The organism is Microbacterium sp. 2FI (assembly GCF_005502885.1).
GTDB lineage: Bacteria > Actinomycetota > Actinomycetes > Actinomycetales > Microbacteriaceae > Microbacterium.
Map to the genome: position 1 here is coordinate 25,479 of NZ_SCMR01000013.1, position 24,073 is coordinate 49,551.

The following is a 24,073-nucleotide window of genomic DNA, read 5'->3' on the forward strand; positions in this document are numbered from 1 at the left end:
CTTAGCCGGCCGCGCGACGCATCAAGGCAGTCAGGTTTGGCGCGGATGCAAGGGATTGGTGCATGGCACTCAAGGTAGCCGAAGGTGCTACCAACTCTCACATGAACTCCAGCTCGAACGTCCGACCCGGATCCTCTATCGTCCAGCGCCGAAGTCAGGCTTGCGCCCGTCGGGGTATAGGGCGGGAGGCAGGTTCGAGAAGTCCGGCACGCCACCAGCTTCGAACTGTGCGGTTGTCCACTCGACGATGCCGCGGATCGTCTCGCCCGCTCCTCCCACGTCGGCCACGAAGCCGACCGCTGCGGCCACCCCCGCGATGACGCTGGTCAATTTCGATCGCTTCAACTTCGTCCGCAGCGCATCGAGCTCTCGTGCAAGGTCGGCGTTGGTCGCCTCGAGCTCCAGAATCTTCTTCTGCAGAAGGGCGTCGGCACGCGCATCCGAGTATCGATCGTCGGCCAGTGCTTGGGCTGCCGGGAGAAGGATGCCTCGGATCGCCTGCGCCTGGATCGCCGTCAGATGGAGCACGGCACGCACCGGTGCTGCGGGCGAGTCCTTGATGTAAGAGCCCTGAACTATGGAGCCTCTCTGACCGCACACGGGACAGGCGGTAGTAGCGGTCGGGCCGAAGTTTACAGTCCCAGCTGCCAAGCCGATGGCGCCGCTCAGATCGACCACCTGCAGCCCGTGTTGGCCGCACTCCATCCAGACCTGGTCCATGCGGCTCATCATGGCAGACGCCGCTTTTGACCTCGGCCGCATCCAACGATGGTCCGCGTCGGCATGGGGATGGGCTGTGGCAGATTCTATGAGCGCCCGGCTTGCCATCGATCCGCAGGTGGCACGAGGAACGTCGTTCTGTATCGATAGTGTCGAGACCATGTCGAATCCGGCCCGAGAACTTGCGGGACTAATGTCGAGTTGGCAGCGGCTCCCGGCCACCAACAACGTCCACAAAGTGCGCAAGACGACCAATCAGAACCCTGACGGTTGGCGCACCCAAGTTCACGCGGTTGCGCTTCTCGCAGACGTGCAACGGTTTGTTGCCACCCTCAAGCTTGCTGGCGAGCCGACGGAATACTACGAGCGCTGGATACCGAAGTGGGCCTTCGCTCTTTTCATGCCGGATCGTCAATGGTCCGCCAACCCGCCTCAGAACGGCGAAACCGCCTTTGACCAGTCCCTGATTGACATGCTCAACGCTCTCGCCGACAGGATCGATTCAACGGGTATCGGAGTCCAGCTATCCACTGAGAGCACCCAGTCGAGCATCGACGCTCTCGACGAGATCGTGGCTGCGCTCAAGTCGCCGGACGTCAACCTCAACGAGGTCGAGCGCCGCTACATCTTCGAACTGATCAACTCCTGCAGGACTGTGTTCCAAGAAGCAGACGCGATCGGTCCGGTTGACCTTCTCCGCCGAGTCCATGAACTCCTCGGTGTGATGACAATGCTGGCTGAAACCTTGGCGAAGGATCCGGTGACCGAGGGCGTCGCCAAGAGGATCCTTCGCGCCTCGCGCAAGGTTGTTCCATATGTCGCTTTTGGGGCAAAGGTGACAGCCGGAACATTGGGTGCCACGGCAGATCTACTCCAGATCACCTCTGGGTGAACTAGCGACCATTCATCTCCGTCCGTATGGCGGTCCCTCAGCGACACACTTCGAGCCGCACAGGCGTCATGCGTGGGGCATCGGTACCTGCACCGGAATGTGGATCTGCAAGGTCGGCGGCAAGGAGATCGCGGCCGGGTGAATGAGATTCTGAGTTACGTCCACGGTTGCGCTCCGTTCGTCAGGGTGTGTGTGATGAAGTGCCAGGCGGAACCAGCGCTCGCGACTTAGCTGGCGACCGGTCCGTCGTCTTTGGGCTGGCTGATTGTGCCGGGGTCGGTTCGCCAGACGACCCGGAGGACGTTGATCACGTCGACGGGGTCGGCGCCCGCTGCGGTGGCTTCGTCGACTAATTCCCGGATCCGGCGGATGACCGATCTCGGTAGTACCGCTGCGGACTCGGCGACGCGGGTGCCGGCGGCGGTTCGGCTGACGACGAGACCGTCTTGCTCGAGCATCTTGTAGGCCTTCGCTGCGGTGCCGGGAGCCACGCCCAGGTCGCTGGCGGTTTGCCGCACCGTGGGAAGACGCTCGTTCGCGCCGAGCTGACCGGACACGATCAGGCCGCGGAACTGCCGGTAGATGTCCATGGTGGGACTGCCCTCGTCAGTCGCGGACAGGATCGGGTGCGTCGTCACAGCACAGCCTCCACGCCTGTCTTCAGTTCGGCCTTTTCGGACGGCTTCGTGGTTCGCCTACGGCGCAGGCGGGTGGCGACGAGCAGGAGCAGAACGAACGCGGTGATCTCGAGGGCTGGTGCGACCCAGCCGGCGGCCGCGGCGAGTTCCGCGTATCGCCAGGCGACCTCGTAGGGGTCGCCGCCGTTTTGGCCGTTGACCGTCAGGCGTGAGACGGATCCGGCGCTGGCGATGAGCCGCGACGCGCCGGCCAGCGCGAGCAGCATTCCGGCGGTCGCGATCCGCACGGTACCGATCGCCACCTCGCGGCGTGCGTCGCGTTCGGCGGTGACGGTCTCCGGTCGGATGTAGGGACGTGCCGCGTTGGTGTGGAGTGCCGCCCAGGTCACTGTGGTCAGGACGGCCAGACAGATCAAGACCGGCACCCCGTACGCCCATCCGTAGAACCCAACCCGGATCGGGTCGATCGCTGCCTCGTTGGGCACCGGGATCACGAGCCAGACGTACCGCCCCTGACCGTCAGGTGACGAGGCCAGCCCGGCGGCGATCGTGGTCGCCAACAGGACGAGCAGCGTGATGCTCGCGCCGATGATGCTCCGGCGCGGGCTGAAACTCAGCCACGTCCGTCGTGCCGCGGGCACGACGGGCGACTCGGGCGGTGTGGTCCCTCGCGTCACGATCAGGCCGAGAACCACGCTGATGCCGAGGAGCGCGGAGAACACGGGCGTGGCGTACCGCCACCACGAAACTTGGTCGATGAGGTTGAGATCGAAGAGGTTGAGGAGGTAGCCGCGCACCACGTTCTCCACCGCGAACAACACGATGACCGCGACCCCCGCGATCGCCAGGGCGCGGTGCTCGGGCCGGTATCTGGTTCGGACCGATCGGGCGATCGGTTCAGAGAACTGTCCCGCGCCACGATCCTCGCGGCGCGGTCGCGAGGCAACGACGAGCATGCCCCCTGCCACAAGCACCGCGATGACCAGGGAGAACAAGGGCAGCGAAAACGCCGCGGCCACAAGCTCAAGCGGGCCGAACGAGAACAGACTGCTCTGCGGCATGCCGCCTCCAATCGATGAGTTGTGTCATATGTCTATCACAACTTGTGTCAGATTGAGGATACAAATGTTTCGTCGCTGTTCGACGCCATCCGTTCGGTCAGGTCGCGGACATACTCGGTGGCGCGGACGCTTGGAGCGGGTCGGCCCACCTGTCGATTCGGATCATGACGTGGCCGCATGCCGGTCCCCGATTGGGCGTATCGGTCGGTGCTGATCGGGGCGTAGCGTCGGACACATGACGGAGCGGTTCGCGGATCAAGTGACCGTGCCCGACGTCGTCGGGCTTCCATTCCATGTCGGCCGCGACCTGGCCAACGACTCGGGCGTGACGCTCGCCAACCCCGATCCGGATGGCCCGCCGATCGGCGCACTGGCATGGCCGGGGCTCTACTACATCACCTCGCAGATCCCAGCGGCAGGAACCACGTTGTACCGCTGGGATTCTGTCGCGGTGGAGATCGTCCCCTATGGCGAGGCGGACTCCAACGCGGTCGCACGTCCTCAGGAAGTCCCACCTGCCGACAACGCCCACGCCCATCCGCAGCACGACACATTCATCGATCTCACCGACTCTGACGATCAGAGCCACTGACCCCGGCGCATCGCGCGAGGGCCGGTCGGTCACCGTTCGTTCGATGTCAATGAACGGAGGGGTTCGAGCAGGCGTGCGGCTCGCGCTGGATCGTGGTGCGCGATCTCGTCCAGGAAAAGTTCGATGGAGATTCGCAGCGCTACTTCGATCGCTTCTTTGGTGACCTGTGCAGGTCGGGCGTGCGCAAGCGCCGCGAGCTCGTCCGCCGGCAGCCGATCGATCTCGCGTCCGTGCCATGCGTTCAGATCGTGTCGCGCGCATGCGAGGGTGAGTATCTGATTCCGCAGGTCGTCGAGCATTGTCACGGCCTGCCAGAGCTTGCCTCTTGCGAGGGCGGATCGCGCGTGCAGGGCGCAGAGCCAGCCCATCCCGACCGCTTCGCTTATCTTCGGGGCGGGCGGCAGGGTGGCCGGATTGGTGGAACCGAAGATGAGTTGGAACCCTTCGTCTGTGGTCGCGCGGAACTCATGGTGGGGCCAGAAGGAGATGTCGACTTGGAGTGATGTGCTCAACAGAAAGACGCGGTAGCGGACGCCCCCAGCGACAACGTCCAGAGTGTCTGCAGTGCCAGCTTCGGTATCCATCCATCGCGTGAATCGATCGGCGACTGCTGCCTCATCGGCGTCGGGAACGAGCTGAAGGACGAGGTCGATGTCAGACCAGGCATCCTCTGCCCCCCGAGCAGCCGAGCCGACCAGCGCGGCACCAGCCACGTCGATGTCGACACGAGCGAGCGCGATCAGTGAGTCTCGCAGATGCGAACGGCTGTCGGGTGTGAACACATCACAACCCCACCGCCCGAGAGCCGCGGTGTCAATTGGGCATCAACGAGGCGAAAGAGCGTCCGTGCCTTGATGAGTGTGGTCGTGCACGTCGCACGTGAGTAGGGCATGCTCGGAGCTATGACGGGTGCTCCGAGTGGATTCGAGTTCACCGTGCAGGGCGAACGTATAGCGATACGCCATCACGGTCGCCCGGCAGCGACGCTGCGAAAGTCGGCGGCGGCCAAGTTCCTCGATGACGTCAACCGTGGGGATGACCCGCAGGAGTTGATGGCACGGATCACCGGCAACTACAAGCGCGGCAACGAACGATCGGGCATTCACCGGCCATAGCTCCCAGCAAAGCGATGATCGGCCCGGAAGGCGCTCGCGCACCGGTCCGCCTACGAACCCGCGTCGTTCGGTCGGTCGTTTCGGCCCCACGCAGCGGCTTCTTCAAGCCACCCCAACCTCGACACCTCGTCGATCTCGTCAGCCGTGCGCACTTCGATCTGGTGGGTGAACTTGTCAGGCCGATAGCGGATGACGGTGCGAACCATCGGGTCCTCGTGCTGATGCCACAGATCGATCACCAGCAGAGCATTGGTCTTGGTGAGGGGCGTGAGCCAGACGAACTTTCGAGCCAGACCAAAACTCACTTGAGTCTTCTTGAACTCCTCGATCACGCCGTCGTCGAGCGCCAGTACGTGTTCTCGGAGAGCGCAGTACACGGTTTCCAGCGGGCCCGGGAACAGGGATTGCGCGTCCATGCCGACCATCGTCGCACTCGACCCGTTCAGTGAAGTGCCCGATCGCGGCGCCACGTACGCGCACCGCTCGCCGCCCCGTTAGGCTCGGCCGGGTGGGAGAACTCGACGACTTCGCCGATCAGCTGGAACGCCTGACGGGCGATCCGCTCGCCGACGCCGTGCGCGGACACGTGCGCGTCGTCTCGGCGAGCGAGCCGACCGGGCGGGCGCGCTACCAGGCGTGCAACCTCGATGTCGTGGTCGAAGCAGCCGAAATTCCCCCGGTGACGGTATCGACCGAGGTCGTCACGACCCGCAAGCACTGGCCCCGCGTGGGGATGATCCTGCCCGCCCGCATCTCGGTCTCGGACCCGACGCACATGGACGTCGACTGGGACGCCCTCGCCCGCTGACCACCCGCCGCCCGGCGCCCGGCTAAACCGAGTCCGAGCCGATGAGCGGCGGCACGGCCACCTCGCTCGTCACCGTTCCCGTCCAGCCGCGGGCGGCCAGGAGCGCCGTGAGCCCCTGCACCACGTCCGAGGTCACCGAGATCCCCGACTGCGGGTCGTGCCAGAACTGCACGCGAGCGCGCACGCGGTCGGCGGAGACCGCCGTGAGCAGGGTGCGCGGGGCGGCATCTCCGAACACGCCATGGACGGATGCCGCGGCATCCGTCACCGCCGTCACGACGTCGTCGACCGACGCCTCGCCGCGCTCGAGGCGCACCTGCACTTCACTCCGTCGCGCGCCCTTGCGCGAGTGGTTCACGAGCGTCTCGGCCAGGAGCTTGCTGTTGGGGACGTGAGCGGTGCGGCCGTCGAAGGTCTCGAAGATCACCGCGCGCGAGTTGAGCTCGACCACGGTGCCCACCAGCGGCGCGCCGTCGGGGCCTTCCACCATGATCTCCTCGCCGACGACGACGGGCTTGCGAGTCTGGATCAGCACGCTCGCGGCGAAGTTGTCGGCGACACCGCGCACCACCAGCAGCACGATCGCGGTGACGATGAGCGCCACCACCAGCAGCGGCTGCACATTCGCGCCGAGGAAGGCCAGCGCCAGACCGATGCCGAGGAACAGCACCGTGTACTGCGCGATGCGGGCACCGGCCGACACCATCGCCGGAGTGACGTTCGGCACGCGCACGAGCACGCGCTGGGCGCCCTTCTTCGCGAAGCGCGAAGCGATCCAGCCGGCGATGACTGCGAGGGCGGCGAACAGCACGTCCCATCCGCTGATCGTGCCGGTCAGGAGCGCGCTGAAGTCCACCCCGTCAGGATAGGAGCGCACCGCGCCCACGCGCGGACGCCTCGCCGCTCACTCGTGGCCGACGACCTTGAGGCCGACGACACAGCCCACGAGGCCGAGGATCAGCAGCATCTTCACGATCGAGAACGCCTCGTCGCCCGTGATCATCGCGTACACGACGGTCAGCGACGCGCCGATACCCACCCACACGGCATACGCGGTGCCGGTCGAGATGTCGCGCATCGCCCACGCGAGGCCGCCCATGCTCGCGATGAGCGCGACGCCGAAGATGACGCTCGGCCAGAGCTTGGTGAATCCTTCGGACTTGCCGAGCGCGGTTGCCCACACGGCTTCGAGGATTCCGGAGAGGACGAGGATGACCCACGACATGACTGTGCTCCTGGCCAGTCTTGTCGCTCACCGGGTACTGATCCGTCGTCCGGGGATCCGGTCGTGGATCCGAACCCGACCCTAGCGGCGCTCTCTGGGCAGGGCCTGGGCAGCGCCTGTGCACGCCGGCCGGTGTCACACCAGGAACAGCCCGTCCAGCATCCCGGGATTGTGCGCGTGGACGAGCACGAGGAAGACGACCGCGTCGAAGAGCAGGTGGACCGTGACGACGTAGGCGAGCGAGCGCGTCCGCATGAAGATGTAGCCCATCAGCAGCGCGAACGGGATCGTGAGCACGGGACCCCAGGCCTGGTAGCCCAGCTCCCACAGGAACGACACGAAGACGACCGCCTGCAGCACGTTCGCCTGCCAGAAGCGGAAGTGCCGCCGCAGCAGCGCGAAGCACGTGCAGATGAAGAAGAGCTCATCCCAGATGCCGACTCCGCCGACCCCCAGGAACAGCCGGAGGATCAGATCGGGCGTATCGACGACCGGCCAGTTCATGTAGACGCCCGAGGTGATGAAGTAGAACGGCAGGATCAACCAGCCGAGCACCAGGACCGCGGCGAGCCACCCCCATTGGAACGCCGTCCATCGGCCGCCACCGCGCCACGGGAAGCGCACCGCATGATCGCGGTACACCCACCGCGAGATCACATAGGGCACCGCGACGGCCGCCCCCAGCACGAGCGTGAACCGCATGATGGCGATGTCGTCGAGCTCGGCCTTCAGCGGAATCGCGCTCACGATGAGCAGACCCACCGCGATGAGCGAGAGGTCGCGCACCAGGTCGGGGCGACGGATGCCGTCGGCCCCTGCCTCGGGTTCGCCGGCGTCGACCGGGTCGGCGGCCGCGGCATCCGCTCGACGAACCACCAGCGCCACCGCGAGCCCCGCCGCGAGGAACAGCCACCCGAGCCACGGCACGCGCGCGACGAAGAAGGCGGGGGCTGCGAGGCACACGAGGAGGGCGGGGACGAGTCCCCACGACCAGGCACGGAGTGTCGGAGCCGACGTGGACGACAGCGCGGGCATCAGCCCGCCTCGGGGTCGGAGACCACGCGCCGGTAGGCGAGATCGCGGATCGCGCGCCCCGCGCGGGCGCCCTTGCGCTCGAACGCGGTCAGCACGCGGCCGTCGTGGCGCTCGGCCCACTCCCCCGCGAACGCCGGCTCGAAGTCGGCCGACCGCGCGAGCACCTCGCGCATCTGCAGCGCGTAGTCCTCCCAGTCGGTGGCGAGGCGCAGCATCCCACCCCCGCGGAGCGCCCGCGCCGCGAGCGTCGCGAAGGCGTCGGTGACCAGGCGCCGCTTGGTGTGCTTGTTCTTGTGCCACGGATCAGGGAAGAACACCCAGAGCTCGGTGAGGCTCGCCGCCGGCAGCAGGTGCTCGAGCACTTCGGGCGCGTTGGCCTCGACGAGCCGCAGATTCACCGCACCCGCGCGGTCGGCGTCGAGCATCGTGCGCGCGAGCCCGGCCTTGAAAACCTCGATCGCGAGGAAATCCGTGTCGGGCGCACTCGTCGCGGCGTGCACGATCGCGTGCCCTTGACCCGAGCCGATTTCGGCGATGAGCGGGGCGGAGCGCCCCCACACCGCGATCGGGTCGATCTCGGACCCCGGACGGATGCTGGTCGAAGCGGCATCGCGCGGCGCGTCGATCACGTAGCGGGGCGCCAGGTCGCTCCACGCGCCGTCCTGAGCGTCGGTCATGCGGCCGCTGCGACGGACGAACGAGACGGGGCGGTCGCGGTAGCGCGGGGGCTCGTCTGTCGACTCTGGCACCCGTCCAGGCTACCGATCCACGGATGATGCCCGGATCAGCCGTCGACGGTCACGAAGTCGATGAGCTCCTCGACCCGGCCGAGGAACGCGGGCTCGAGGTCGCGATAGGTCTTCACCGACGCCAGAATCCGCTGCCAGGCGCGCGCGATGTCGGTCTGATCCCGCGCCGGCCAGCCGAGCGCGCGGCACACGCCGACCTTGAACTCGGTGCCGCGGGGCACCTCCGGCCAGCGATCGATGCCTACCGCACTCGGCGTGACGCACTGCCACACGTCGATCCACGGATGCCCGACGATGCGCACGTGCGCGCCGTGCGGCCCGCGGGCGACAGCATCGGCGATGCGGGACTCCTTCGAGCCCGGCACCAGATGATCCACGAGCACGCCGTAGCGGCGGGTGGCGGAGGGCGGCTCGTCCTCGAGCGCCGCGTCGAGCAGATCGATGCCCTGCAGGTACTCCACGACGACGCCCTCAGCGCGCAGATCGTCGCCCCACACCTTCTCGACGAGCTCGGCATCGTGGCGGCCCTCGACGAGGATGCGGCTCGCACGGGCCGTGCGGGCGCGGGCCTCGGGGGCGGCGAACGAGCCCGACGCGGTACGGCGGGGAGTGGATGCCGCAGGCGAGGCCGCAGGGAAGATGAGCACGACGTCATCGCCCTCGATCAGGAAACCCGGCCCCAGCGGGAAGAGGCGACGGCGACCGGTGCGATCTTCGAGCTCGACCATCCCCGACGAGACGCCGACGACGGCGCCGCAGAATCCGTCGTCCGCAACCTCGACGACGAGATCGCGCGACGCCTCGATGCGGGCGAGCTGCCGCTGCCCGCGAGATCGCCAGCCTGCGGCGAGCACGTCGCCGCCGTATCGATCGTCCATATCTCCTCCGAAGCGCACAGGCTACCCGGCGCCGCAGGCAGTGGCGGGCAGCGACCCGCCCGGCGCAGGACTCCCCCGGCCGGGCTACCACCGCGCGCGCCCGCCTGCATAGACTCGCGTGGGGGCAGGATTCCGGCATCCCGAAGGGGGATCGATGCGCGCGCGATGGGCACTGATGCTCGCGGCCGCCGTAGCGGTCGTCCTCGCGACGGGGGCGGGTGCGGCATCCGCCACCGATCCGGTCGAACTCGGCGCCGGCACGTTCGTCGTCGATCAGGTCGGGGCGCTCGACGACGCCGAGCTCGATGCCGCCGAAGATCGCCTGTCGGGCCTCTACGACTCCACCGGGGCCGACCTCTTCGTCGTCTTCGTCGACGATTTCACGAACCCCTCCGACAGCCAGCAGTGGGCGGATGCCGTCGCGCAGGGCAACGGCCTGGGCCCGTCGCAGTATCTGCTCGCGGTATCGACCGTGGGCCGCCAGTATTACCTGTCGGCCGACAGCACGGGGCCGCTCAGCGACCAGCAGCTGGCCCAGATCGAGGCCGACATCCGCCCCTTCCTCAGCAGCGGCGACTACGCCGGCGCGATCGACGCCGGCGCCGACGGCATCGAGTCGGCGCTCGGGGCGGGCGATTCCGGCGGGGGCTTCCCGACCGGCATCCTGGTGCTTCTGGTCGCCGCGGGAGGAATCGCGGTGATCGTGTGGCTCGTGCTGCGCGGGCGCCGCAAGAAGCCCGGGGTCGTGCGCACGGGCAACGGTGCACCGGAAGAGCCGCAGCTCGAGACGGCGGAGCTCGTTCGCCGAGCCGCATCGGCGCTGGTCGAGACCGACGATGCACTCAAGACCAGTGCACAGGAACTCGGCTTCGCCAAGGCTCAGTTCGGCGACGCCGCGACCGTCGAGTTCGAGCAGGCGATCGCCGCCGCGCAGGAGAACCTCAACCAGGCCTTCACCCTCAAGCAGCAGCTCGACGACGAGATCGCCGATTCCGAGGCCGACGTCCGCGCGTGGAACACCCGCATCATCGCGCTGTGCGACGAGGCGAACGCGGCGCTCGACGACAAGGCCGCCGACTTCGACGAGCTCCGCAAGCTCGAGCAGAACGCGCCCGAGGCCCTCGCACGGGTGCAGGAGGCGCGCGCGAAGGCCGCGGCATCCCTCGACAGCGCCGCAGCAGGACTCGCGACCCTGGCGGGCGCGTACGCCCCCGAGGCGCTCGCCACAGTGGCCGATAACCCTGAGCAGGCTCGTCAGCGCATCGTGTTCGCCGACGAGCAGCTCGCCGTCGCGCAGGCCGCGATCGGCGCCGGCAAGGGCGGCGAAGCCGCCGTCGGCATTCGTGCCGCCGAGGAGTCCGTCGCCCAGGCGGTGCTCCTCCAGAACGCGATCGGCAAGCTCGGCGCCGATCTCGCCGCCGGCGAGACCGCGGCCCACGCGCTCATCGCCGAGCTCGAGGGCGATGTCATCGCGGCATCCGCCCTGGCTGATCCCGACGGCCGCATCGCCGCCGCGATCGCCGCGACGACGCGGCAGATCGAGACGGCCAAGGCGAATCTCGCCACGGCCGCGAAGCGCCCCCTCGTGACGCTGCAGAGTCTCGAGGCCGCCAACCAGCAGATCGACGCGCTCGTTCAGGGCGTTCGGGATGCCGAGGCCCAGGCCCAGCGCGACCGCCAGATGGTGGGCCAGCTCATCCTGCAGGCGCAGGCGCAGGTCTCCACGGCCGAGGACTACATCACCGCGCGACGCGGCGCCGTCGGCGCCGAAGCCCGCACCCGCCTGGCCGAAGCCGGCGCCGCGCTCGTGCGCGCGCAGCAGCTGCAGCAGACCGACCCGCAGCAGGCGACCCAGCACGCACAGCGTGCGGACCAGCTCGCGGGGAGCGCGATCCAGCTCGCCCAGAGCGACGTCGGCGCGTTCGGCGCTCCCGGCGGCGCGGCCGGCGGCGGCGCGCCCGGCGGCGGAATGCTCGGCGCGGTCCTCGGCGGCGTCGTCATCAATTCCATGCTCGGAGGAGGCGGCGGGCGCTCGTCGGGCGGCGGCAGCCTCGGCGGCATGTTCGGCGGCTCTTCCGGGGGCGGCGGCCGCAGTAGCGGCGGCATGCGGCCCGGCAGCTTCGGCGGTGGCGGAACACGCGGTCGCCGAGGAGGTGGTCGCTTCTGAACCCCGAGACCCCGCCTCGCGGCATCCCATCCCCCTGTCAGCACAACTCACCGCAATCCACCGAATAGGAAGGAACCCCGATGGCGAAGCAGTCCATCTTCGGTCGCATCTCGACCCTCATGAAGGCGAACATCAACGCACTCCTCGATTCAGCCGAGGACCCGCAGAAGATGCTCGACCAGCTCGTGCGCGACTTCACGAACTCGATCGTCGACGCCGAGTCGGCCATCGCCGAGACGATCGGCAACCTGCGTCTGCTCGAGCGCGATCACCAGGAGGATGTGCAGGCAGCGGCCGAATGGGGCAACAAGGCGCTCGCAGCAAGCCGCAAGGCCGACGAGCTGCGCGGAATCGGCAACACCGCCGATGCCGACAAGTTCGACAACCTCGCCAAGATCGCGCTCCAGCGCCAGATCAGCGAGGAGAACGAGGCCAAGGCGATCGCGCCGACCATCGCCGCGCAGACCGAGGTCGTCGACAAGCTCAAGGACGGCCTCAACGGCATGAAGCAGAAGCTGGAGCAGCTGAAGTCGAAGCGCTCCGAGCTCCTCGCCCGCGCGAAGACCGCCGAGGCGCAGAACAAGGTGCACGACGCCGTCAAGTCGATCGACGTGATGGACCCGACGAGCGAGCTCGGGCGGTTCGAAGACAAGGTCCGCCGTCAGGAGGCGCTTGCGGCGGGCAAGCAGGAGCTCGCGGCATCCAGCCTCGACGCGCAGTTCAACGCGCTCGAAGACGTGGGCGAGCTCACCGAGGTCGAGGCGCGGCTGGCCGCGCTGAAGACCGGCGGCGCCCCGTCGCAGGCGGCGATCAACGCCCCCAGCGTGCCGTACACCCCGTAGTCGCGACAGTGACACGTCGGGCGCCGCATCCGGATGGGATGCGGCGCCCGACGCCGTTCCGGGAGAAGATGTCAGGATGACGCGTTTCGTGATCGTGCCCCAGTGGCAGGGCTCCCCTTCGGCGCGCGCGATGCAGCTGATCGACGGTGCCCAGTCGATCGCGGGCGACCTGCCTCGAGCGGCGTGCCACCCCGTCGACGTGCCGCTCGAGGCGGGCGAGGCGATCGGCACCGGCGTGCACCGCTACAGCGCCCTGCTGCGCACGCGCGCCCTGATGGACGAGATGCTCGCGCCCTTCGTCGAGCCCACCATGGTCGTCGGCGGCGATTGCGGCGTCGCGGTCGCCGGCGTCGCGCACGCCGCCGCGCGGCATCCCGGTGTCGCCGTCGTCTGGCTCGACGCCCACGCCGACCTGCACACCCCCGCCTCGACCGTGTCGGGCGCGTTCGGCGGGATGGCGCTGCGCGCCGTGCTCGGCGAGGGCGCAGACGCGCTCGCGCTCGCGCCGGGCGCGATCGACCCCGCGCGAGTCGTGCTGGCCGGCGCACGCGAGTTCGACGCCGCCGAGTCGGACTTCATCGCGGAGCGCGGCATCCGCACCCTCGACGCAGGTGCCCTGGCCGAGGTCGGCTCGCTCGCCGAGGCCGTTGCGGCGACCGGCGCCGAGCGCGTCTACGTCCACGTCGACCTCGACGTGCTCGACCCCGCAGCGATCACGGGAGTGACCGGACCGGTGCCCTTCGGCGTCGAGGTCGCGGTTCTCACGGCAGCCCTGGCGGAGCTTCGCCGCGCGGTTCCCCTCGTCGGCAGCAGCATCAGCGGGTTCGCCCCGTCGTCCCCGGCCGCTGCGGTCGACGACCTCGGCACGATTCTCCGCATCGTCGGGGCGCTCGCGTGAGTCCGATCCCGACGCCGCCTGCGGGGTGGGAGGCGACCGCCGCGCGCACAGTGGAGCGAGGTCGCCGCATCGACCGCCTCATCCCCGCCTTCCTGCTCGACTCCCCCGTCAGCCGCGTCGGCTACTGGTACGGCACCACGGTCGGCCTCGTGTGGGGGTCGCTGTGGAGCACCGGTCGCGTCGAGACGCGCGGGGGCCTGCGGATCTTCCGCGGAATGCCGTCGTGGGCGTTCCCGCGCGGCGGCGTCTGTGCCGGCGGCTGCTTCCTCACGGGAGACGCGCCGGTGACCGAGCGCCTGCTCCGGCACGAGGCCGTGCACAAGCGCCAGTGGCAGCGCTACGGGTTCCTCATGCCGCTGCTCTACCTGCTCGCCGGGCGCGATCCGCTGCGCAACCGCTTCGAGATCGAGGCGGGTCTCGAAGACGGCAACTACGTGCCGCGCGGTCTCAGCTCGCGGGGGTGAGACCGAAGCGCGCCGGCGTGTTGATCGCCTCGGCTGCGATGCCCCGGCGCGTCGTCAGGTGGTCGACGATGTCGGCCGTGCCGAGGTAGCCGCCAAGCAGATGGATACGCGTAGCGTCGTCCTCGTCGCACAGCATCTCGTCCGCCCACGCGGTGACGGCGCGGGCCAGCGCCTGGCCGGGCGCGCAACCGCGCCCGGTTCCGGGGTCGCCCGAACGGAGCGAGCGGTCGAGCCACGTGACGATCATGCGCGTGGGGATGTCGAGGGCCGCCTGCCACGAGGAATCGGGGATCTCGATGAAGACACGACCCGTCGAGCAGATCGGCAGCGTCGTCAGGAGCGCCTCGAGCTCGGCGAGCGAAGACTCGTCGGCCGTGATGAGGTGCTGCACGCGCGTGTGACGAGACGACCGGCAGGTCGCCGCGGTGTGCTCGGTGCTGTGGCTCATGACGGTTCCCACTATACCCGAGGATAGGGTTGCCTCACCTTAGTGTCACCGTGTGACAGTCACCGCGTGACGATGAGCACCCGTCGCAGCTCCTCGACCTCGGCATCGGTGAGTCCGTGCGCGTGGAGATACTCGCGCGGCGAGCCGAACCTGGCCGTCAGGTCGTCGAGGAGGCCCCGCATCACGGGCGCCGGCGACCGCGTCGCGAGCTCTTCGAGGTTCTGCGCCTCGGGATGCATCGTGCGGAGCATGTCGACGATCCGGCGGTTGCGCGCATCGGGCAGCAGCCCCTCGGTGCGGGCGTAGTCGGCGATGATCGCTTCTTCGTCGACGCCTGCAGCGGCGAGGGTGAGGGCGACCGTGACGCCCGTGCGATCCTTTCCGACCGTGCAGTGCACGAGCACCGGCTGGTCGGCGACGATGCCGCGGACGACGTCGACGACGCGATCGGCGGAGTCGTCGACGAGGCTGCGGTACATGCCCTCGAGGCCCATGTCCTCCTCGAAGAACGACGCGACCGACCCGAGGAACAGGGGAACGCGCACCGTCTCGGCGGCGAGCCCCGCCGGGCTCGGCGCGTAGCCGACCTCGTCATCGGCGCGCAGGTCGATGATGCGGCGAAGGCCCAGCTCTGCGAACGACGCGGCTCCCCCCTCATCGAGGCGCGCCAGGTTGCCCGACCGGTAGAGCACGCCGTACCGGGTCGCACCCGGACCGGCAGGCAGTCCGCCCACGTCGCGCAGGTTGACGGCGCCCGCGATCACAGGATCCGGCGTCGGCCGATCGCTCACCACGCTGCGCCCGAGGCTGCGTCGCGGTCTTCACCGGCCAGGTCGTCGCGCGGCGGCACGCTGTAGCGGCCGGCGATCGCGACGCGGTTGAAGGCGTTGATCGAGACGAGGATCCAGCTGAGAGCAACGTACTCGTCTTCGCTCAGGATCCCGCCGACGTGGTGGTAGACCTCGTCGGGGATCCCCTCCTCGTGGATGTAGACGAGGGCCTCGGCGAGCTCGAGTGCCGCACGCTCACGCTCGGAGAACACCCCCGACTCGCGCCACACCGGCAGCTGTGCGATGACATCGGCGGTGATGCCGGCCGTCACCGCCCGCTCGACGTGCACGCGCACGCAGTAGGCGCAGCCGTTGAGCTGGGAGGTGTGGATCTGGACGAGCTCCTTGAGCCTCGCGTCGATCCCCGCGTCGGCGGCGAGTCCGCCGGTGACCTTCGAGAATGCGGCGAGCGCCTGATAGGCCGGCGGCGCGGATCGCGAGAGGTGGACACGGCGTTCTTCGCTCATGCAGGCCAGCCTACCGACGGCCGGTCGCGCCCGGCCGGTGCGATCGCGCGCGACAATGGATGCCGTGAGCGACCCCACCGACGAGTTCTCCTTCCTTCCCGAGCAGGCGGCCGAGGCCGGCATCGACGCCCCGATCCCCCGCGGCGAGCGCGTGTCCGCCACGCTGCCCGACGGACGCTCGCTCAGCGCACTGCGCTACGGCGACGGCGCACCCGTCGTCACACTCCTGCACGGCGCCGGCCTCAACGCCCACACGTGGGACACCACGATCCTGGCGCTCGGACTCCCCGCCCTCGCGATCGACCTGCCCGGCCACGGCGACTCGTCGTGGCGCGACGACCTGGCGTACGTCGGGCGCGCGCTCGCGGTCGACGTCGCGGTGGGGATGGATGCTTGGACCGACGCCCCGCAGGTGCTCGTCGGGCAGTCACTCGGGGGGCTGACGGCCGCGGCGGTGGCAGCATCCCGTCCCGATCTCGTGCGCGACCTCGTCGTGATCGACATCACGCCGGGCATCGACTCGAACGCCGGTCCCAGCCAGATCCGCGACTTCTTCGCCGGCCCAACCGACTGGGCTTCGCGCGACGAACTGGTGGACCGGGCCCTCGCTTTCGGCCTCGGCGGCGGCACCCGGCGGCGCGCCGAGCGCGGGGTGTTCTTCAACTCGCGCATCCGCCCCGACGGTCGCGTCGAGTGGAAGCACCACTTCGCCCACCTCGCCGCGGCGATGGCCGCGAACCCCGCGGCTGCGGCTCCCGCTGGCCCGCCGCAGCCGGATCCAGTCGCCGCCGTCCTCGGCCTGTCGGGGTGGGAGGACCTCGCGTCGACGACCGCACCGATCACGCTCATCCGCGGCGAACGCGGCTATGTGACCGACGCAGACGCCGCGCAGTTCCGCGAGCGGGTGCCCTCGGCATCGGTCGTCACCGTCCCTGCCGGCCACAACGCGCAAGAGGACATCCCGGCCGACCTCGGCGCGCGCCTGCGAGCTCTCGCGGCGACCGATTGATCCGCGGGAAGGATTAACGCTTCTGTTTCGTTCCGGGTAGCGCGTTCGAACGCACACCCGCTCGTTCCCTAGGCTGGTCACCGCACCGGTTCGCGCAACAGCCCCCGCCCGGGGCTCCGTCGCCCGCCCGGCGCCGATTCGGCCCTCGAAAGGACCCCCATGCTCCGCCGCACCACACTCGCCGCCACGGCGCTGCTCGCCACCGGAGTGCTGCTGTTGTCCGCCTGCACGGCAGGGGGCGAGCCGAGTCCCTCGGCCACCTTCGAGCCCGACCCGAACGGCGAGATCACGGTGGGCCTCGTGCTCGAGCCCACGAACCTCGACATCCGGCACACGAGCGGTGCCGCCCTCGAGCAGGTGCTCATCGACAACGTCTACCAGGGACTCGTCACGCGCACGGAGCAGAACGAGATCGTGGGGGCGCTCGCGTCGGACTACGAGGTCTCACCCGACGGGCTCACCTACACGTTCACGCTCACCCCCGGCGTCACCTTCCACGGCGGCCAGGAGCTCACCGTCGAAGACGTCGTGACGAGCCTCGCCCAGGTCAAGGATGACGAGACGATCGTCGGACACGGAGACTTCGCCGGAGTCGCGACGATCACGGCGACCGGCGAGGACACCGTGGAGATCGTGCTCACCGAGCCGAACCAGAACTTCCTGTTCACCCTCACCGGCCCCGCCGGCCTCGTCTTCAAGGCCGGCGACACGACCGACCTGCAGACCGCCGCCAACGGCACCGGTCCCTTCACGCTCGTGGACTGGATCCAGGGCGACAGCATCGAGTTCGCCCGCAACGACGCGTACTGGGGCGAGGCGGCCGGCGTCGCGGGTGTCGTGTTCCAGTACATCCCCGACTTCACCGCCGGTGTGAACGCCGCCCTCGACGGCAGCCTCGATGTGCTGACGGCTGTCGACCCCAACCTCAGCCCGCAGCTGGACGAGGCCTCGGGCTTCACGCTGACGACGGGCAGGACCACCGACAAGGGAACGCTCGCGTTCAACAGCGCGCAGGCACCTCTCGACGACGTCCGCGTGCGCGAGGCCCTGCGCCTGGCGATCGACCACGACGCGCTCGTCGAGGCGCTGGGCGCCGGGCAGACGATGTACGGGCCGATCCCCGAGCTCGACCCCGGCTACGAGGACCTCTCGGACGTCGTGTCGTACGATCCGGGCCGTGCGCGAGAGCTGCTCGCCGAGGCCGGCGCCGACGACCTCGAACTCACTCTCACGATCCCCTCGTTCTACGGCACCACGGTTCCGCAGGTGCTGGTCTCGGACTTCAACGAGGTCGGCGTGACCCTTACCGTCGACCAGGTCGAATTCGCCACCTGGCTGCAGGACGTCTACACGAACAAGGACTTCGATCTCAGCTTCGTGCTGCACGTCGAGCCGCGCGACTTCGGCAACTTCGCGAACCCCGACTACTACTTCGGGTACGACAACCCCGAGGTGCAGTCGCTGTACGCCGAGGCCCTGGCCACGGTCGACCCCGACGAGTCGGCGGCGCTGCTGGCCGAGGCTGCGCGCATCGTCTCGGAGGACCACGCCGCCGACTGGCTCTACAACGGCGCCACGATCACCGCGGTGGGGGCAGGAGTTTCGGGGTTCCCGGTCGACTCGATCAACTCGCGCATCAACCTCGCGGGTGTGACAGTCTCGTCGGAGTGATCCGCTACGCGCTGACGAGACTGGCCCTGCTGCTGGTGGGGCTGCTCGTAGCCAGCGTGCTGATCTTCCTGACGCTGCGGGTGCTGCCGGGCGATGTCGCGCAGCTGATCGCCGGGACCCAGGGCACACCCGCGCAGGTCGAGGCGATCCGTGAACGGCTGGGGCTCAACGAGCCACTGCCGACCCAGTATCTGGAGTGGATCGGCGGCGTCCTGCGGGGCGACCTCGGCACGTCGCTGTTGACGGGCACCCCGGTCGCGACCGAGCTCGCCCAGAAGGCGCTCGTGACGGTGCCCCTCGGCATCCTCTCGCTCGTGATCGCCCTCGTGATCGCCGCGCCCCTCGGCGTCCTCTCGGCGATGCGACGCGGCCGCGCCGACGGCACCTTCCTGAGCGTGGGCGCGCAGGCCCTCGCCGCCGTGCCGGTCGTGTGGGCGGGCATGATGCTCATCGTCGTCTTCGCGGTGTGGCTCGGCTGGCTCCCGGCCCAGGGCTTTCCGCGCGCGGGCTGGGAGGACCCCGCGGCAGCGCTGCGCTCGCTTCTGCTCCCCGCCCTCACGATCGGGATCGTCGAGGGTGCGATGCTGCTGCGCTTCGTCCGCAGCGCGACCCTGCAGGCTGTCGGCGAGGACTTCGTGCGGACGGCCGCGGCCAAGGGATTGACTCGGGATACCGCGCTGATCCGGCACGGCCTCCCCACCGTCGGGCTGTCGGTCATCACCGTCCTCGGGCTCCAGGTCGCCGGCATCATCGTGGGCGCCGTCGTCATCGAGCAGCTCTTCACCCTGCCCGGCATCGGGCGGATGCTGGTCGCCGACGTCGGCGCACGCGACCTCCCGAAGGTCCAGGGCGAGCTGCTCGTCCTCACCGGGTTCGTGCTGATCGTCGGGTTCGTCGTCGACCTCGTGCACCGCGCGCTCGACCCCCGGCAGCGGGAGGCGACATGAGCGCAGCGACGGGACCGGTCGAGCGCCGCCCCTCGCGCCTGGCCTGGCTCGGGCGCCTGTGGGCGCTGTCCACCGGGCGGTTCGGGCTCATCGTGGTCGCGGTGATCGCGCTCACGGCTCTCGTCGCGCGGTTCTGGACGCCGTTCGATCCGCTGCAGGTCGACCTCGGCGACCGATGGGCGGCGCCCGGCTGGCCGCACCTGCTCGGCACCGACGGGTCGGGTCGCGACATGCTGAGCCTGCTCATGGCCGGCGCACGAACGACGGTCTTCGTCGCCGTCGGCGCCGGCATCATCGCCACCGTGATCGGCATCGCCCTCGCAGCCCTCGGTGCGCTCACCGCCCGATGGGTGCGCGAGTCGGTCGCGGTCTTCGTCGACATCCTCATCGCCTTTCCCGTGCTGCTGATCGCGATGATGATCTCGTCGGTGTGGGGCGGGTCGCTGTGGGTGGTCATCTGGTCGGTGGGCATCGGCTTCGGCGTCAACATCGCACGTGTCACGCGTCCCGAACTGCGTCGCGTGCTGCACAGCGACTTCGTGCTCGCCGGCCGCGCGTCCGGCCTCACCCCGTCGCAGAATCTGTGGCGCCACCTCATGCCGAACGTCGCGCCGGTGTTCATCGTGCAGCTGTCGTGGGCGATGGCCGTCGCCGTGCTCGCCGAGGCGGGGCTGTCGTACCTCGGGTTCGGCGCGCCCGTCACCGAGCCGTCGTGGGGGCTGCTGCTGAGCGATGTGCAGCGCTACATCGCCATCCACCCGCTCTCCGTGGTCTGGCCGGGGCTCGCGATCACGGTCACCGTCCTCGGGCTGAACCTGCTCGGCGACGCCGTACGCGAAGTGACCGATCCCACCCTCTCGCGTCGGCGCGGAGCCGCACGAGCCGCCCGCGCGCACGTGCCGGAGGTGGTCGCATGAGCCTCGACGTGCAGGAACTCACGATCGAGATCGACGGGCGCCGCGTCGTCGACGATGTCTCGTTCGCGGTGCCTGACGGCGCACGCCTCGGCCTCATCGGCGAGTCAGGATCGGGCAAGTCGCTGACGGCGCTCGCCATCCTCGGGCTCCTCCCCGACGGCGCGAGCGCGAGCGGAAGCGTGCGCTGGAACGGTCGCGAGCTGATCGGGCTCCCCGACCGCGAACTCGCACGTCTCCGGGGCGACGAGATCGGCATCGTCTTCCAAGAACCCCGCACGGCTCTGAACCCGATCCGGACCGTGGGTCGCCAGATCGCCGAGTCGATCCGCATCCACGAACGTCTGTCGAAGCGGGATGCCGCCGCCCGCGCGGTCGCCGAGGCCGCACGTGTCGCCCTCCCCGACCCCGAGCGCATCGTCGCCCGCTACCCGCACCAGCTCTCGGGAGGCCAGCGGCAGCGGGTCGCTATCGCGATGGCTCTCGCGTGCCGGCCGCGGCTGCTGATCGCCGACGAGCCGACGACGGCCCTCGACGTCACGATCCAGGCCGAGATCCTCGACCTTCTGCTCTCGCTCGTCGAGGACGACGGAATGTCGCTCGTGTTCATCACCCACGACCTGGCGGTGCTCTCGCAGATCGCCACGCACGGCGTCGTGCTCGAGGACGGGCACGTCGTGGAGAGCGCGCCGGTGCCGACGCTGCTCACTGCGCCGTCCTCGGCTGTGACCCGGGGCCTGCTGCGCGACGCCACCGCGACGCTGTGGCGGCCGGGCGGGAACGGCGGGACACCATGAGCGACACACTGCTGCGCGCACGCGGCCTCACGCGCCGGTATCCGGCGCCCGCGACGAAGCTCTTCGCGAAGAAGATGTGGACGACCGCTCTCGACGACGCTGACGTCGACATCGCCGAGGGGTCGGCCGTCGGCATCATCGGCGAGTCGGGATCGGGGAAGTCCACGCTCGTCCGTCTGCTGCTCGCCCTCGACACCCCATCGACAGGCTCGATCGAATTCGACGGGCGACCGGTCGATGCGGACTCGAGCGCGCGGTCGCTGCACTGGCTGCGCCGTCAGACGGGCATGGTCTTCCAGGATCCCTACGCATCGCTCGACCCCCGCATGAGCGTGGGCAGGATCGTGGCGGAGCCGCTGTGGGCGCTCGGGATCGAAGGCGACCGTCGCGCGCGGGTCCGCGAGGTGCTCGCCGACGTCGGCCTCGAGCCGGCGATGGCCGACAGATTCCCGCACGAGTTCTCGGGCGGCCAGCGCCAGCGCATCGCGATCGCCCGCGCGATCGTGCACCGGCCACGGCTGCTCGTCGGCGACGAGCCGCTGTCGGCGCTCGATGTCACCGTCCGCGCGCAGATCCTCGAGCTCCTCGCAGGGCTGCGCGCCCGCGACGGCCTCACCCTCGTGCTGGTCTCGCACGACATCGGCGTCGTGCAGAACCTGTGCGACGAGGTGCTCGTCATGAAGAACGGCCGCATCGTCGAGGAGGGTCCGACCGAAAAGGTGCTGCTCGAGCCGCAGGTGTCGTACACGCGGCGGCTCCTCGCGTCGATCCCCGCGATCGATCCCGGCGGAGCATGACGGCGCGCCGCCCGACCGAGTATGACGTCCGGCCCCGGCGCTAGCCTCGGATCATGCCGCACGCGATCGTCCCCCCGTACCTGCTCGCCCGCATCGCCGCCGCTCAGGAGCCGCATCTCGCCCATGCCGCCGAGGCCGCGCGCGCGACGCTCGCGACGCCCCGCGAGTACCGCCCGGTGCGCTCACGGCTGCGGCTGTCGATCGAGGACGAGGGCACGCTCATCGTCGAGACCACACCGGCACCCGATCGCGAGATCAGCGATGCCCAGCAGCGCGAGGTGCTCCCGGGCGTCCGCGTGCGCGGAGAAGACGACCCGGTCACCGGCGACGCCGCTGTCGATGAGGCCTTCGACGGGCTGGGCGCGACCTTCGACTTTCTGTGGGATGCGTTCGCGCGCAACAGCCTCGACGGCGCGGGAGGGCCGCTGCTGGCGACGGTGCACTTCGGCCGCGACTACGACAACGCGTTCTGGAACGGCGAGCGCATGGTCTTCGGCGACGGCGACGGCGAGGTCTTCGTCGGGTTCACGCGATCGCTCACGGTGATCGCCCACGAGCTCGCGCACGGCGTCATCGAAGACGAGGGCGGCCTCGTGTACCGAGGACAGTCGGGGGCACTCAACGAATCGGTCGCCGACGTCTTCGGCGCCCTCGCCGAACAGCACCACCGCGGCCAGCGCGCCGACGAGGCGTCCTGGCTCATCGGCGAGGGCATCTTCACCCCCGCCGTCGAAGGTCGGGCGCTTCGCTCGATGGCCGAGCCGGGCACGGCGTACGACGACGACGTGCTCGGGAAAGACCCCCAGCCCGCCCACATGGACGACCTCGTCGTGACCCGCAGCGACAACGGCGGCGTGCACATCAACTCCGGCATCCCCAATCGCGCGTTCCACCTGACGGCGACGGCGCTGGGCGGCTACGCCTGGGAGCGCGCCGGCCTCATCTGGTATCGCACCCTCACGGCGGGCACCCTCTCCCCCACGAGCGACTTCGTCGCCTTCGCCCGCGCGACACTGGCCGCGGCCGCCGCGGAGTACGGTGAGGAGTCGGAGGAGGTCGACGCCGTCCGCACCGGCTGGACGGGCGTCGGCGTGATCGACGATGGACCCGGAACCTGACCGCGGCACCGACGCCGAGGCGTCGCTCGTCGTGCTCGTCGCGCGCACCGGCGGGTTCGCCGGGCTGCGCCGCGAGTGGCGCGCCGAGCCCCCCGAAGACGATGCCGACCGGTGGATCGCGCTCATCAAGCAATGCCCGTGGACGGATGCCGCGGCGGAACTCTCCGGCGACCCAGACGTCGACGTGCCCGATGTCGAGCCCCCGCCGAATCGCGGCGCCGATCGATTCGCGTGGGAGGTGAACGCCCGCTGCGCCGGCGAGGTGCGCGATGCCCTGCTGCGCGAGGACGACGTGCACGGACCGTGGGAGGCCCTCATCGATGCGGTGCGCGCGTTCGGTGCGCACCGGACAGCACCGCCGGCCGTCAGCGACCGAACAGACCCCGCTTCGCCTTCTTCTTCGGCGTGAGCGATTTCTGCAGGTAGATCGTTCCGAGCCACCGCCCGAATTTGAACCCCACACGGCCCATGCGACCGACCTCTTCGAAGCCGAGCCGCTCGTGGAGCGCGACGGATGCCTCGGCGCCCTTGTCGCTGATCACGGCGACGATCTCGCGGATTCCCTTTTCTTCGCAGGCTGCGATGAGCGCCTCGAGGAGGGCGCGGCCGAGCCCCTTCCCCGCCGCCGCCTGCCCCAGGTAGATCGAGTTCTCGACGGTGTAGCGGTACGCCGACTTGCCCGCCCAGGGCTGGACCAGCGCGTAGCCGAGGATCTGCCCGCTCGGCGACTGGGCGACCAGGAACGGGAGGTCGAGCTTCTTCAGGTGTGCGAGCTTCTCGCGCCACTGGGCGAGCGTCCACTTCTTCTCGTCGAAGGTGACGACGGAGTTGGTGACGTAGTAGTTGTAGATCTCGCGGATGTCGGGGACATCGGCGTCTCGCACGGGGCGGATCACGTACGAGAACGGCGCTTCGGGTGCGGGCTTCGCACGCAGGTGCCGCGGCAGCGAGCGCCGGTCGCGGTCGTATTCCTCCTCCAGCATGCCGACAG

30 protein-coding genes and 1 riboswitch are annotated in these 24,073 nt (G+C 69.4%); of the genes, 16 read left to right on the forward strand and 14 right to left on the reverse strand.

The window, feature by feature from the left end; translation table 11 throughout:
• Positions 1–135: 135 nt before the first annotated feature.
• Positions 136–720 carry a hypothetical protein gene (locus tag FFS15_RS11570; RefSeq protein ID WP_137845186.1) on the reverse strand — a complete coding sequence of 195 codons (585 nt, stop codon included), beginning with the start codon at positions 718–720 and terminating at the stop codon, positions 136–138.
• Between FFS15_RS11570 and FFS15_RS11575 the strand changes: the two genes are divergently transcribed.
• Positions 719–1,612 carry a hypothetical protein gene (locus tag FFS15_RS11575; RefSeq protein WP_137845187.1) on the forward strand — a complete coding sequence of 298 codons (894 nt, stop codon included), beginning with the start codon at positions 719–721 and terminating at the stop codon, positions 1,610–1,612. The two genes, FFS15_RS11570 and FFS15_RS11575, sit on opposite strands and share 2 nt — an antisense overlap.
• A gap of 227 nt (positions 1,613–1,839) precedes the next feature.
• Here FFS15_RS11575 and FFS15_RS11580 read toward each other — a convergent pair whose 3' ends face one another.
• Both FFS15_RS11580 and FFS15_RS11585 read right to left on the reverse strand, forming a co-directional pair.
• Positions 1,840–2,250, reverse strand: a complete 411-nt coding sequence (locus FFS15_RS11580) for a GntR family transcriptional regulator (RefSeq protein WP_249353994.1) — start codon at positions 2,248–2,250, stop codon at positions 1,840–1,842.
• On the reverse strand, positions 2,247–3,311 hold the full coding sequence (locus tag FFS15_RS11585) for a hypothetical protein (RefSeq protein WP_137845188.1): 1,065 nt from the start codon (positions 3,309–3,311) through the stop codon (positions 2,247–2,249). The genes FFS15_RS11580 and FFS15_RS11585 overlap by 4 nt, the downstream gene beginning before the upstream one ends.
• 235 nt (positions 3,312–3,546) lie before the next feature.
• Here FFS15_RS11585 and FFS15_RS11590 point away from each other — a divergent pair, with 235 nt between their 5' ends.
• The gene (locus FFS15_RS11590; RefSeq protein ID WP_137845189.1) at positions 3,547–3,903 is read left to right on the forward strand and encodes a PASTA domain-containing protein; all 357 of its coding nucleotides are present in this window, start codon (positions 3,547–3,549) and stop codon (positions 3,901–3,903) included.
• A 29-nt stretch (positions 3,904–3,932) separates the two neighbouring features.
• Here FFS15_RS11590 and FFS15_RS11595 read toward each other — a convergent pair whose 3' ends face one another.
• Positions 3,933–4,685 carry a nucleotidyltransferase domain-containing protein gene (locus tag FFS15_RS11595; protein WP_212743150.1) on the reverse strand — a complete coding sequence of 251 codons (753 nt, stop codon included), beginning with the start codon at positions 4,683–4,685 and terminating at the stop codon, positions 3,933–3,935.
• 120 nt (positions 4,686–4,805) lie between these two features.
• Here FFS15_RS11595 and FFS15_RS11600 point away from each other — a divergent pair, with 120 nt between their 5' ends.
• Positions 4,806–5,018, forward strand: coding sequence for a hypothetical protein (locus FFS15_RS11600; protein ID WP_137845190.1), 213 nt, complete (start codon positions 4,806–4,808; stop codon positions 5,016–5,018).
• Between the two features lie 50 nt (positions 5,019–5,068).
• Here the strand turns inward: FFS15_RS11600 and FFS15_RS11605 are convergent, their stop codons facing one another.
• Positions 5,069–5,443 carry a DUF5655 domain-containing protein gene (locus FFS15_RS11605; protein WP_137845191.1) on the reverse strand — a complete coding sequence of 125 codons (375 nt, stop codon included), beginning with the start codon at positions 5,441–5,443 and terminating at the stop codon, positions 5,069–5,071.
• Positions 5,444–5,526: 83 nt separating this feature from the next.
• Between FFS15_RS11605 and FFS15_RS11610 the strand changes: the two genes are divergently transcribed.
• Positions 5,527–5,826 carry a hypothetical protein gene (locus tag FFS15_RS11610; protein WP_137845192.1) on the forward strand — a complete coding sequence of 100 codons (300 nt, stop codon included), beginning with the start codon at positions 5,527–5,529 and terminating at the stop codon, positions 5,824–5,826.
• Positions 5,827–5,848: 22 nt separating this feature from the next.
• Here the strand turns inward: FFS15_RS11610 and FFS15_RS11615 are convergent, their stop codons facing one another.
• The 5 genes from FFS15_RS11615 to FFS15_RS11635 all read right to left on the reverse strand — a co-directional run bounded on the left by FFS15_RS11615 (position 5,849) and on the right by FFS15_RS11635 (position 9,713).
• Entirely contained in the window at positions 5,849–6,682 is an 834-nt protein-coding gene (locus FFS15_RS11615) for a mechanosensitive ion channel domain-containing protein (protein WP_137845193.1), read from the reverse strand.
• A gap of 48 nt (positions 6,683–6,730) precedes the next feature.
• Positions 6,731–7,051, reverse strand: a complete 321-nt coding sequence (locus tag FFS15_RS11620) for a multidrug efflux SMR transporter (RefSeq protein WP_137845194.1) — start codon at positions 7,049–7,051, stop codon at positions 6,731–6,733.
• A gap of 9 nt (positions 7,052–7,060) precedes the next feature.
• Positions 7,061–7,125: riboswitch (guanidine-III (ykkC-III) riboswitch) on the reverse strand.
• 61 nt (positions 7,126–7,186) lie between these two features.
• Complete coding sequence (locus tag FFS15_RS11625; protein ID WP_137845195.1) at positions 7,187–8,086, reverse strand: CPBP family intramembrane glutamic endopeptidase; 900 nt, start codon at positions 8,084–8,086, stop codon at positions 7,187–7,189.
• Positions 8,086–8,763, reverse strand: a complete 678-nt coding sequence (trmB, locus tag FFS15_RS11630; RefSeq protein ID WP_212743154.1) for a tRNA (guanosine(46)-N7)-methyltransferase TrmB — start codon at positions 8,761–8,763, stop codon at positions 8,086–8,088. Before trmB ends, FFS15_RS11625 begins: the two co-directional genes overlap by 1 nt.
• A gap of 107 nt (positions 8,764–8,870) precedes the next feature.
• Complete coding sequence (locus FFS15_RS11635) at positions 8,871–9,713, reverse strand: DUF3097 family protein (protein WP_137845197.1); 843 nt, start codon at positions 9,711–9,713, stop codon at positions 8,871–8,873.
• A 154-nt stretch (positions 9,714–9,867) separates the two neighbouring features.
• Between FFS15_RS11635 and FFS15_RS11640 the strand changes: the two genes are divergently transcribed.
• From FFS15_RS11640 to FFS15_RS11655, 4 genes are all read left to right on the forward strand, one after another.
• Positions 9,868–11,880 (forward strand): TPM domain-containing protein, encoded by a 2,013-nt coding sequence (locus FFS15_RS11640; protein WP_137845198.1) that lies wholly within the window; start codon positions 9,868–9,870, stop codon positions 11,878–11,880.
• Between the two features lie 80 nt (positions 11,881–11,960).
• Complete coding sequence (locus tag FFS15_RS11645) at positions 11,961–12,722, forward strand: PspA/IM30 family protein (protein ID WP_137845199.1); 762 nt, start codon at positions 11,961–11,963, stop codon at positions 12,720–12,722.
• Between the two features lie 76 nt (positions 12,723–12,798).
• Positions 12,799–13,620 (forward strand): arginase family protein, encoded by an 822-nt coding sequence (locus FFS15_RS11650; protein WP_137845200.1) that lies wholly within the window; start codon positions 12,799–12,801, stop codon positions 13,618–13,620.
• A complete protein-coding gene (locus FFS15_RS11655; RefSeq protein WP_171013175.1) occupies positions 13,617–14,084 on the forward strand; it encodes a Fe-S oxidoreductase in 468 nt (155 codons plus the stop codon). The genes FFS15_RS11650 and FFS15_RS11655 overlap by 4 nt, the downstream gene beginning before the upstream one ends.
• On the opposite strand, the gene FFS15_RS11660 is transcribed toward FFS15_RS11655, so the two are convergent.
• The 3 genes from FFS15_RS11660 to FFS15_RS11670 are packed head-to-tail and all read right to left on the reverse strand — an operon-like array spanning position 14,068 to position 15,829.
• Entirely contained in the window at positions 14,068–14,532 is a 465-nt protein-coding gene (locus FFS15_RS11660; protein ID WP_137845201.1) for an SIP domain-containing protein, read from the reverse strand. The genes FFS15_RS11655 and FFS15_RS11660 overlap by 17 nt on opposite strands.
• 59 nt (positions 14,533–14,591) lie before the next feature.
• Positions 14,592–15,323 (reverse strand): tyrosine-protein phosphatase, encoded by a 732-nt coding sequence (locus FFS15_RS11665; protein ID WP_171013176.1) that lies wholly within the window; start codon positions 15,321–15,323, stop codon positions 14,592–14,594.
• The gene (locus FFS15_RS11670; protein ID WP_137845202.1) at positions 15,320–15,829 is read right to left on the reverse strand and encodes a carboxymuconolactone decarboxylase family protein; all 510 of its coding nucleotides are present in this window, start codon (positions 15,827–15,829) and stop codon (positions 15,320–15,322) included. Before FFS15_RS11670 ends, FFS15_RS11665 begins: the two co-directional genes overlap by 4 nt.
• Positions 15,830–15,884: 55 nt before the next feature.
• Between FFS15_RS11670 and FFS15_RS11675 the strand changes: the two genes are divergently transcribed.
• The 8 genes from FFS15_RS11675 (at position 15,885) to FFS15_RS11710 (ending at position 23,491) form a co-directional block, all read left to right on the forward strand.
• On the forward strand, positions 15,885–16,838 hold the full coding sequence (locus FFS15_RS11675) for an alpha/beta hydrolase (protein ID WP_137845203.1): 954 nt from the start codon (positions 15,885–15,887) through the stop codon (positions 16,836–16,838).
• Positions 16,839–16,997: 159 nt separating this feature from the next.
• Complete coding sequence (locus FFS15_RS11680; RefSeq protein ID WP_137845204.1) at positions 16,998–18,509, forward strand: ABC transporter substrate-binding protein; 1,512 nt, start codon at positions 16,998–17,000, stop codon at positions 18,507–18,509.
• Positions 18,506–19,456, forward strand: a complete 951-nt coding sequence (locus FFS15_RS11685; protein ID WP_137845205.1) for an ABC transporter permease — start codon at positions 18,506–18,508, stop codon at positions 19,454–19,456. The genes FFS15_RS11680 and FFS15_RS11685 overlap by 4 nt, the downstream gene beginning before the upstream one ends.
• Complete coding sequence (locus FFS15_RS11690) at positions 19,453–20,373, forward strand: ABC transporter permease (RefSeq protein WP_137845206.1); 921 nt, start codon at positions 19,453–19,455, stop codon at positions 20,371–20,373. The genes FFS15_RS11685 and FFS15_RS11690 overlap by 4 nt, the downstream gene beginning before the upstream one ends.
• A complete protein-coding gene (locus FFS15_RS11695; RefSeq protein WP_137845207.1) occupies positions 20,370–21,167 on the forward strand; it encodes an ABC transporter ATP-binding protein in 798 nt (265 codons plus the stop codon). Before FFS15_RS11690 ends, FFS15_RS11695 begins: the two co-directional genes overlap by 4 nt.
• On the forward strand, positions 21,164–21,964 hold the full coding sequence (locus FFS15_RS11700; protein WP_137845208.1) for an ATP-binding cassette domain-containing protein: 801 nt from the start codon (positions 21,164–21,166) through the stop codon (positions 21,962–21,964). Before FFS15_RS11695 ends, FFS15_RS11700 begins: the two co-directional genes overlap by 4 nt.
• A 53-nt stretch (positions 21,965–22,017) precedes the next feature.
• Positions 22,018–23,082, forward strand: a complete 1,065-nt coding sequence (locus FFS15_RS11705) for a M4 family metallopeptidase (protein WP_137845209.1) — start codon at positions 22,018–22,020, stop codon at positions 23,080–23,082.
• Positions 23,066–23,491, forward strand: coding sequence for a protealysin inhibitor emfourin (locus FFS15_RS11710; protein ID WP_212743151.1), 426 nt, complete (start codon positions 23,066–23,068; stop codon positions 23,489–23,491). Before FFS15_RS11705 ends, FFS15_RS11710 begins: the two co-directional genes overlap by 17 nt.
• Here the strand turns inward: FFS15_RS11710 and FFS15_RS11715 are convergent.
• Positions 23,448–24,065, reverse strand: a complete 618-nt coding sequence (locus FFS15_RS11715) for a GNAT family N-acetyltransferase (RefSeq protein WP_137845210.1) — start codon at positions 24,063–24,065, stop codon at positions 23,448–23,450. The genes FFS15_RS11710 and FFS15_RS11715 overlap by 44 nt on opposite strands.
• Positions 24,066–24,073 lie beyond the last annotated feature (8 nt).

Excerpts from the sequence above, each read along its gene's own strand:
- FFS15_RS11620 (WP_137845194.1), bottom strand. The coding sequence starts at position 7,051 with ATGTCGTGGGTCATCCTCGTCCTCTCCGGAATCCTCGAAGCCGTGTGG.
- FFS15_RS11600 (WP_137845190.1), top strand. The coding sequence starts at position 4,806 with ATGACGGGTGCTCCGAGTGGATTCGAGTTCACCGTGCAGGGCGAACGT.
- FFS15_RS11660 (WP_137845201.1), bottom strand. The coding sequence starts at position 14,532 with ATGAGCCACAGCACCGAGCACACCGCGGCGACCTGCCGGTCGTCTCGT.
- FFS15_RS11705 (WP_137845209.1), top strand. The coding sequence starts at position 22,018 with ATGCCGCACGCGATCGTCCCCCCGTACCTGCTCGCCCGCATCGCCGCC.
- FFS15_RS11680 (WP_137845204.1), top strand. The coding sequence starts at position 16,998 with ATGCTCCGCCGCACCACACTCGCCGCCACGGCGCTGCTCGCCACCGGA.
- FFS15_RS11670 (WP_137845202.1), bottom strand. The coding sequence starts at position 15,829 with ATGAGCGAAGAACGCCGTGTCCACCTCTCGCGATCCGCGCCGCCGGCC.
- FFS15_RS11585 (WP_137845188.1), bottom strand. The coding sequence starts at position 3,311 with ATGCCGCAGAGCAGTCTGTTCTCGTTCGGCCCGCTTGAGCTTGTGGCC.
- FFS15_RS11715 (WP_137845210.1), bottom strand. The coding sequence starts at position 24,065 with ATGCTGGAGGAGGAATACGACCGCGACCGGCGCTCGCTGCCGCGGCAC.
- FFS15_RS11695 (WP_137845207.1), top strand. The coding sequence starts at position 20,370 with ATGAGCCTCGACGTGCAGGAACTCACGATCGAGATCGACGGGCGCCGC.
- FFS15_RS11605 (WP_137845191.1), bottom strand. The coding sequence starts at position 5,443 with ATGGTCGGCATGGACGCGCAATCCCTGTTCCCGGGCCCGCTGGAAACC.
- FFS15_RS11675 (WP_137845203.1), top strand. The coding sequence starts at position 15,885 with ATGGATGCCGTGAGCGACCCCACCGACGAGTTCTCCTTCCTTCCCGAG.
- FFS15_RS11575 (WP_137845187.1), top strand. The coding sequence starts at position 719 with ATGCGGCTCATCATGGCAGACGCCGCTTTTGACCTCGGCCGCATCCAA.
- FFS15_RS11635 (WP_137845197.1), bottom strand. The coding sequence starts at position 9,713 with ATGGACGATCGATACGGCGGCGACGTGCTCGCCGCAGGCTGGCGATCT.
- FFS15_RS11640 (WP_137845198.1), top strand. The coding sequence starts at position 9,868 with ATGCGCGCGCGATGGGCACTGATGCTCGCGGCCGCCGTAGCGGTCGTC.
- FFS15_RS11690 (WP_137845206.1), top strand. The coding sequence starts at position 19,453 with ATGAGCGCAGCGACGGGACCGGTCGAGCGCCGCCCCTCGCGCCTGGCC.
- FFS15_RS11645 (WP_137845199.1), top strand. The coding sequence starts at position 11,961 with ATGGCGAAGCAGTCCATCTTCGGTCGCATCTCGACCCTCATGAAGGCG.
- FFS15_RS11710 (WP_212743151.1), top strand. The coding sequence starts at position 23,066 with ATGGACCCGGAACCTGACCGCGGCACCGACGCCGAGGCGTCGCTCGTC.
- FFS15_RS11625 (WP_137845195.1), bottom strand. The coding sequence starts at position 8,086 with ATGCCCGCGCTGTCGTCCACGTCGGCTCCGACACTCCGTGCCTGGTCG.
- FFS15_RS11700 (WP_137845208.1), top strand. The coding sequence starts at position 21,164 with ATGAGCGACACACTGCTGCGCGCACGCGGCCTCACGCGCCGGTATCCG.
- FFS15_RS11590 (WP_137845189.1), top strand. The coding sequence starts at position 3,547 with ATGACGGAGCGGTTCGCGGATCAAGTGACCGTGCCCGACGTCGTCGGG.
- FFS15_RS11650 (WP_137845200.1), top strand. The coding sequence starts at position 12,799 with ATGACGCGTTTCGTGATCGTGCCCCAGTGGCAGGGCTCCCCTTCGGCG.
- FFS15_RS11570 (WP_137845186.1), bottom strand. The coding sequence starts at position 720 with ATGGACCAGGTCTGGATGGAGTGCGGCCAACACGGGCTGCAGGTGGTC.
- trmB (WP_212743154.1), bottom strand. The coding sequence starts at position 8,763 with ATGACCGACGCTCAGGACGGCGCGTGGAGCGACCTGGCGCCCCGCTAC.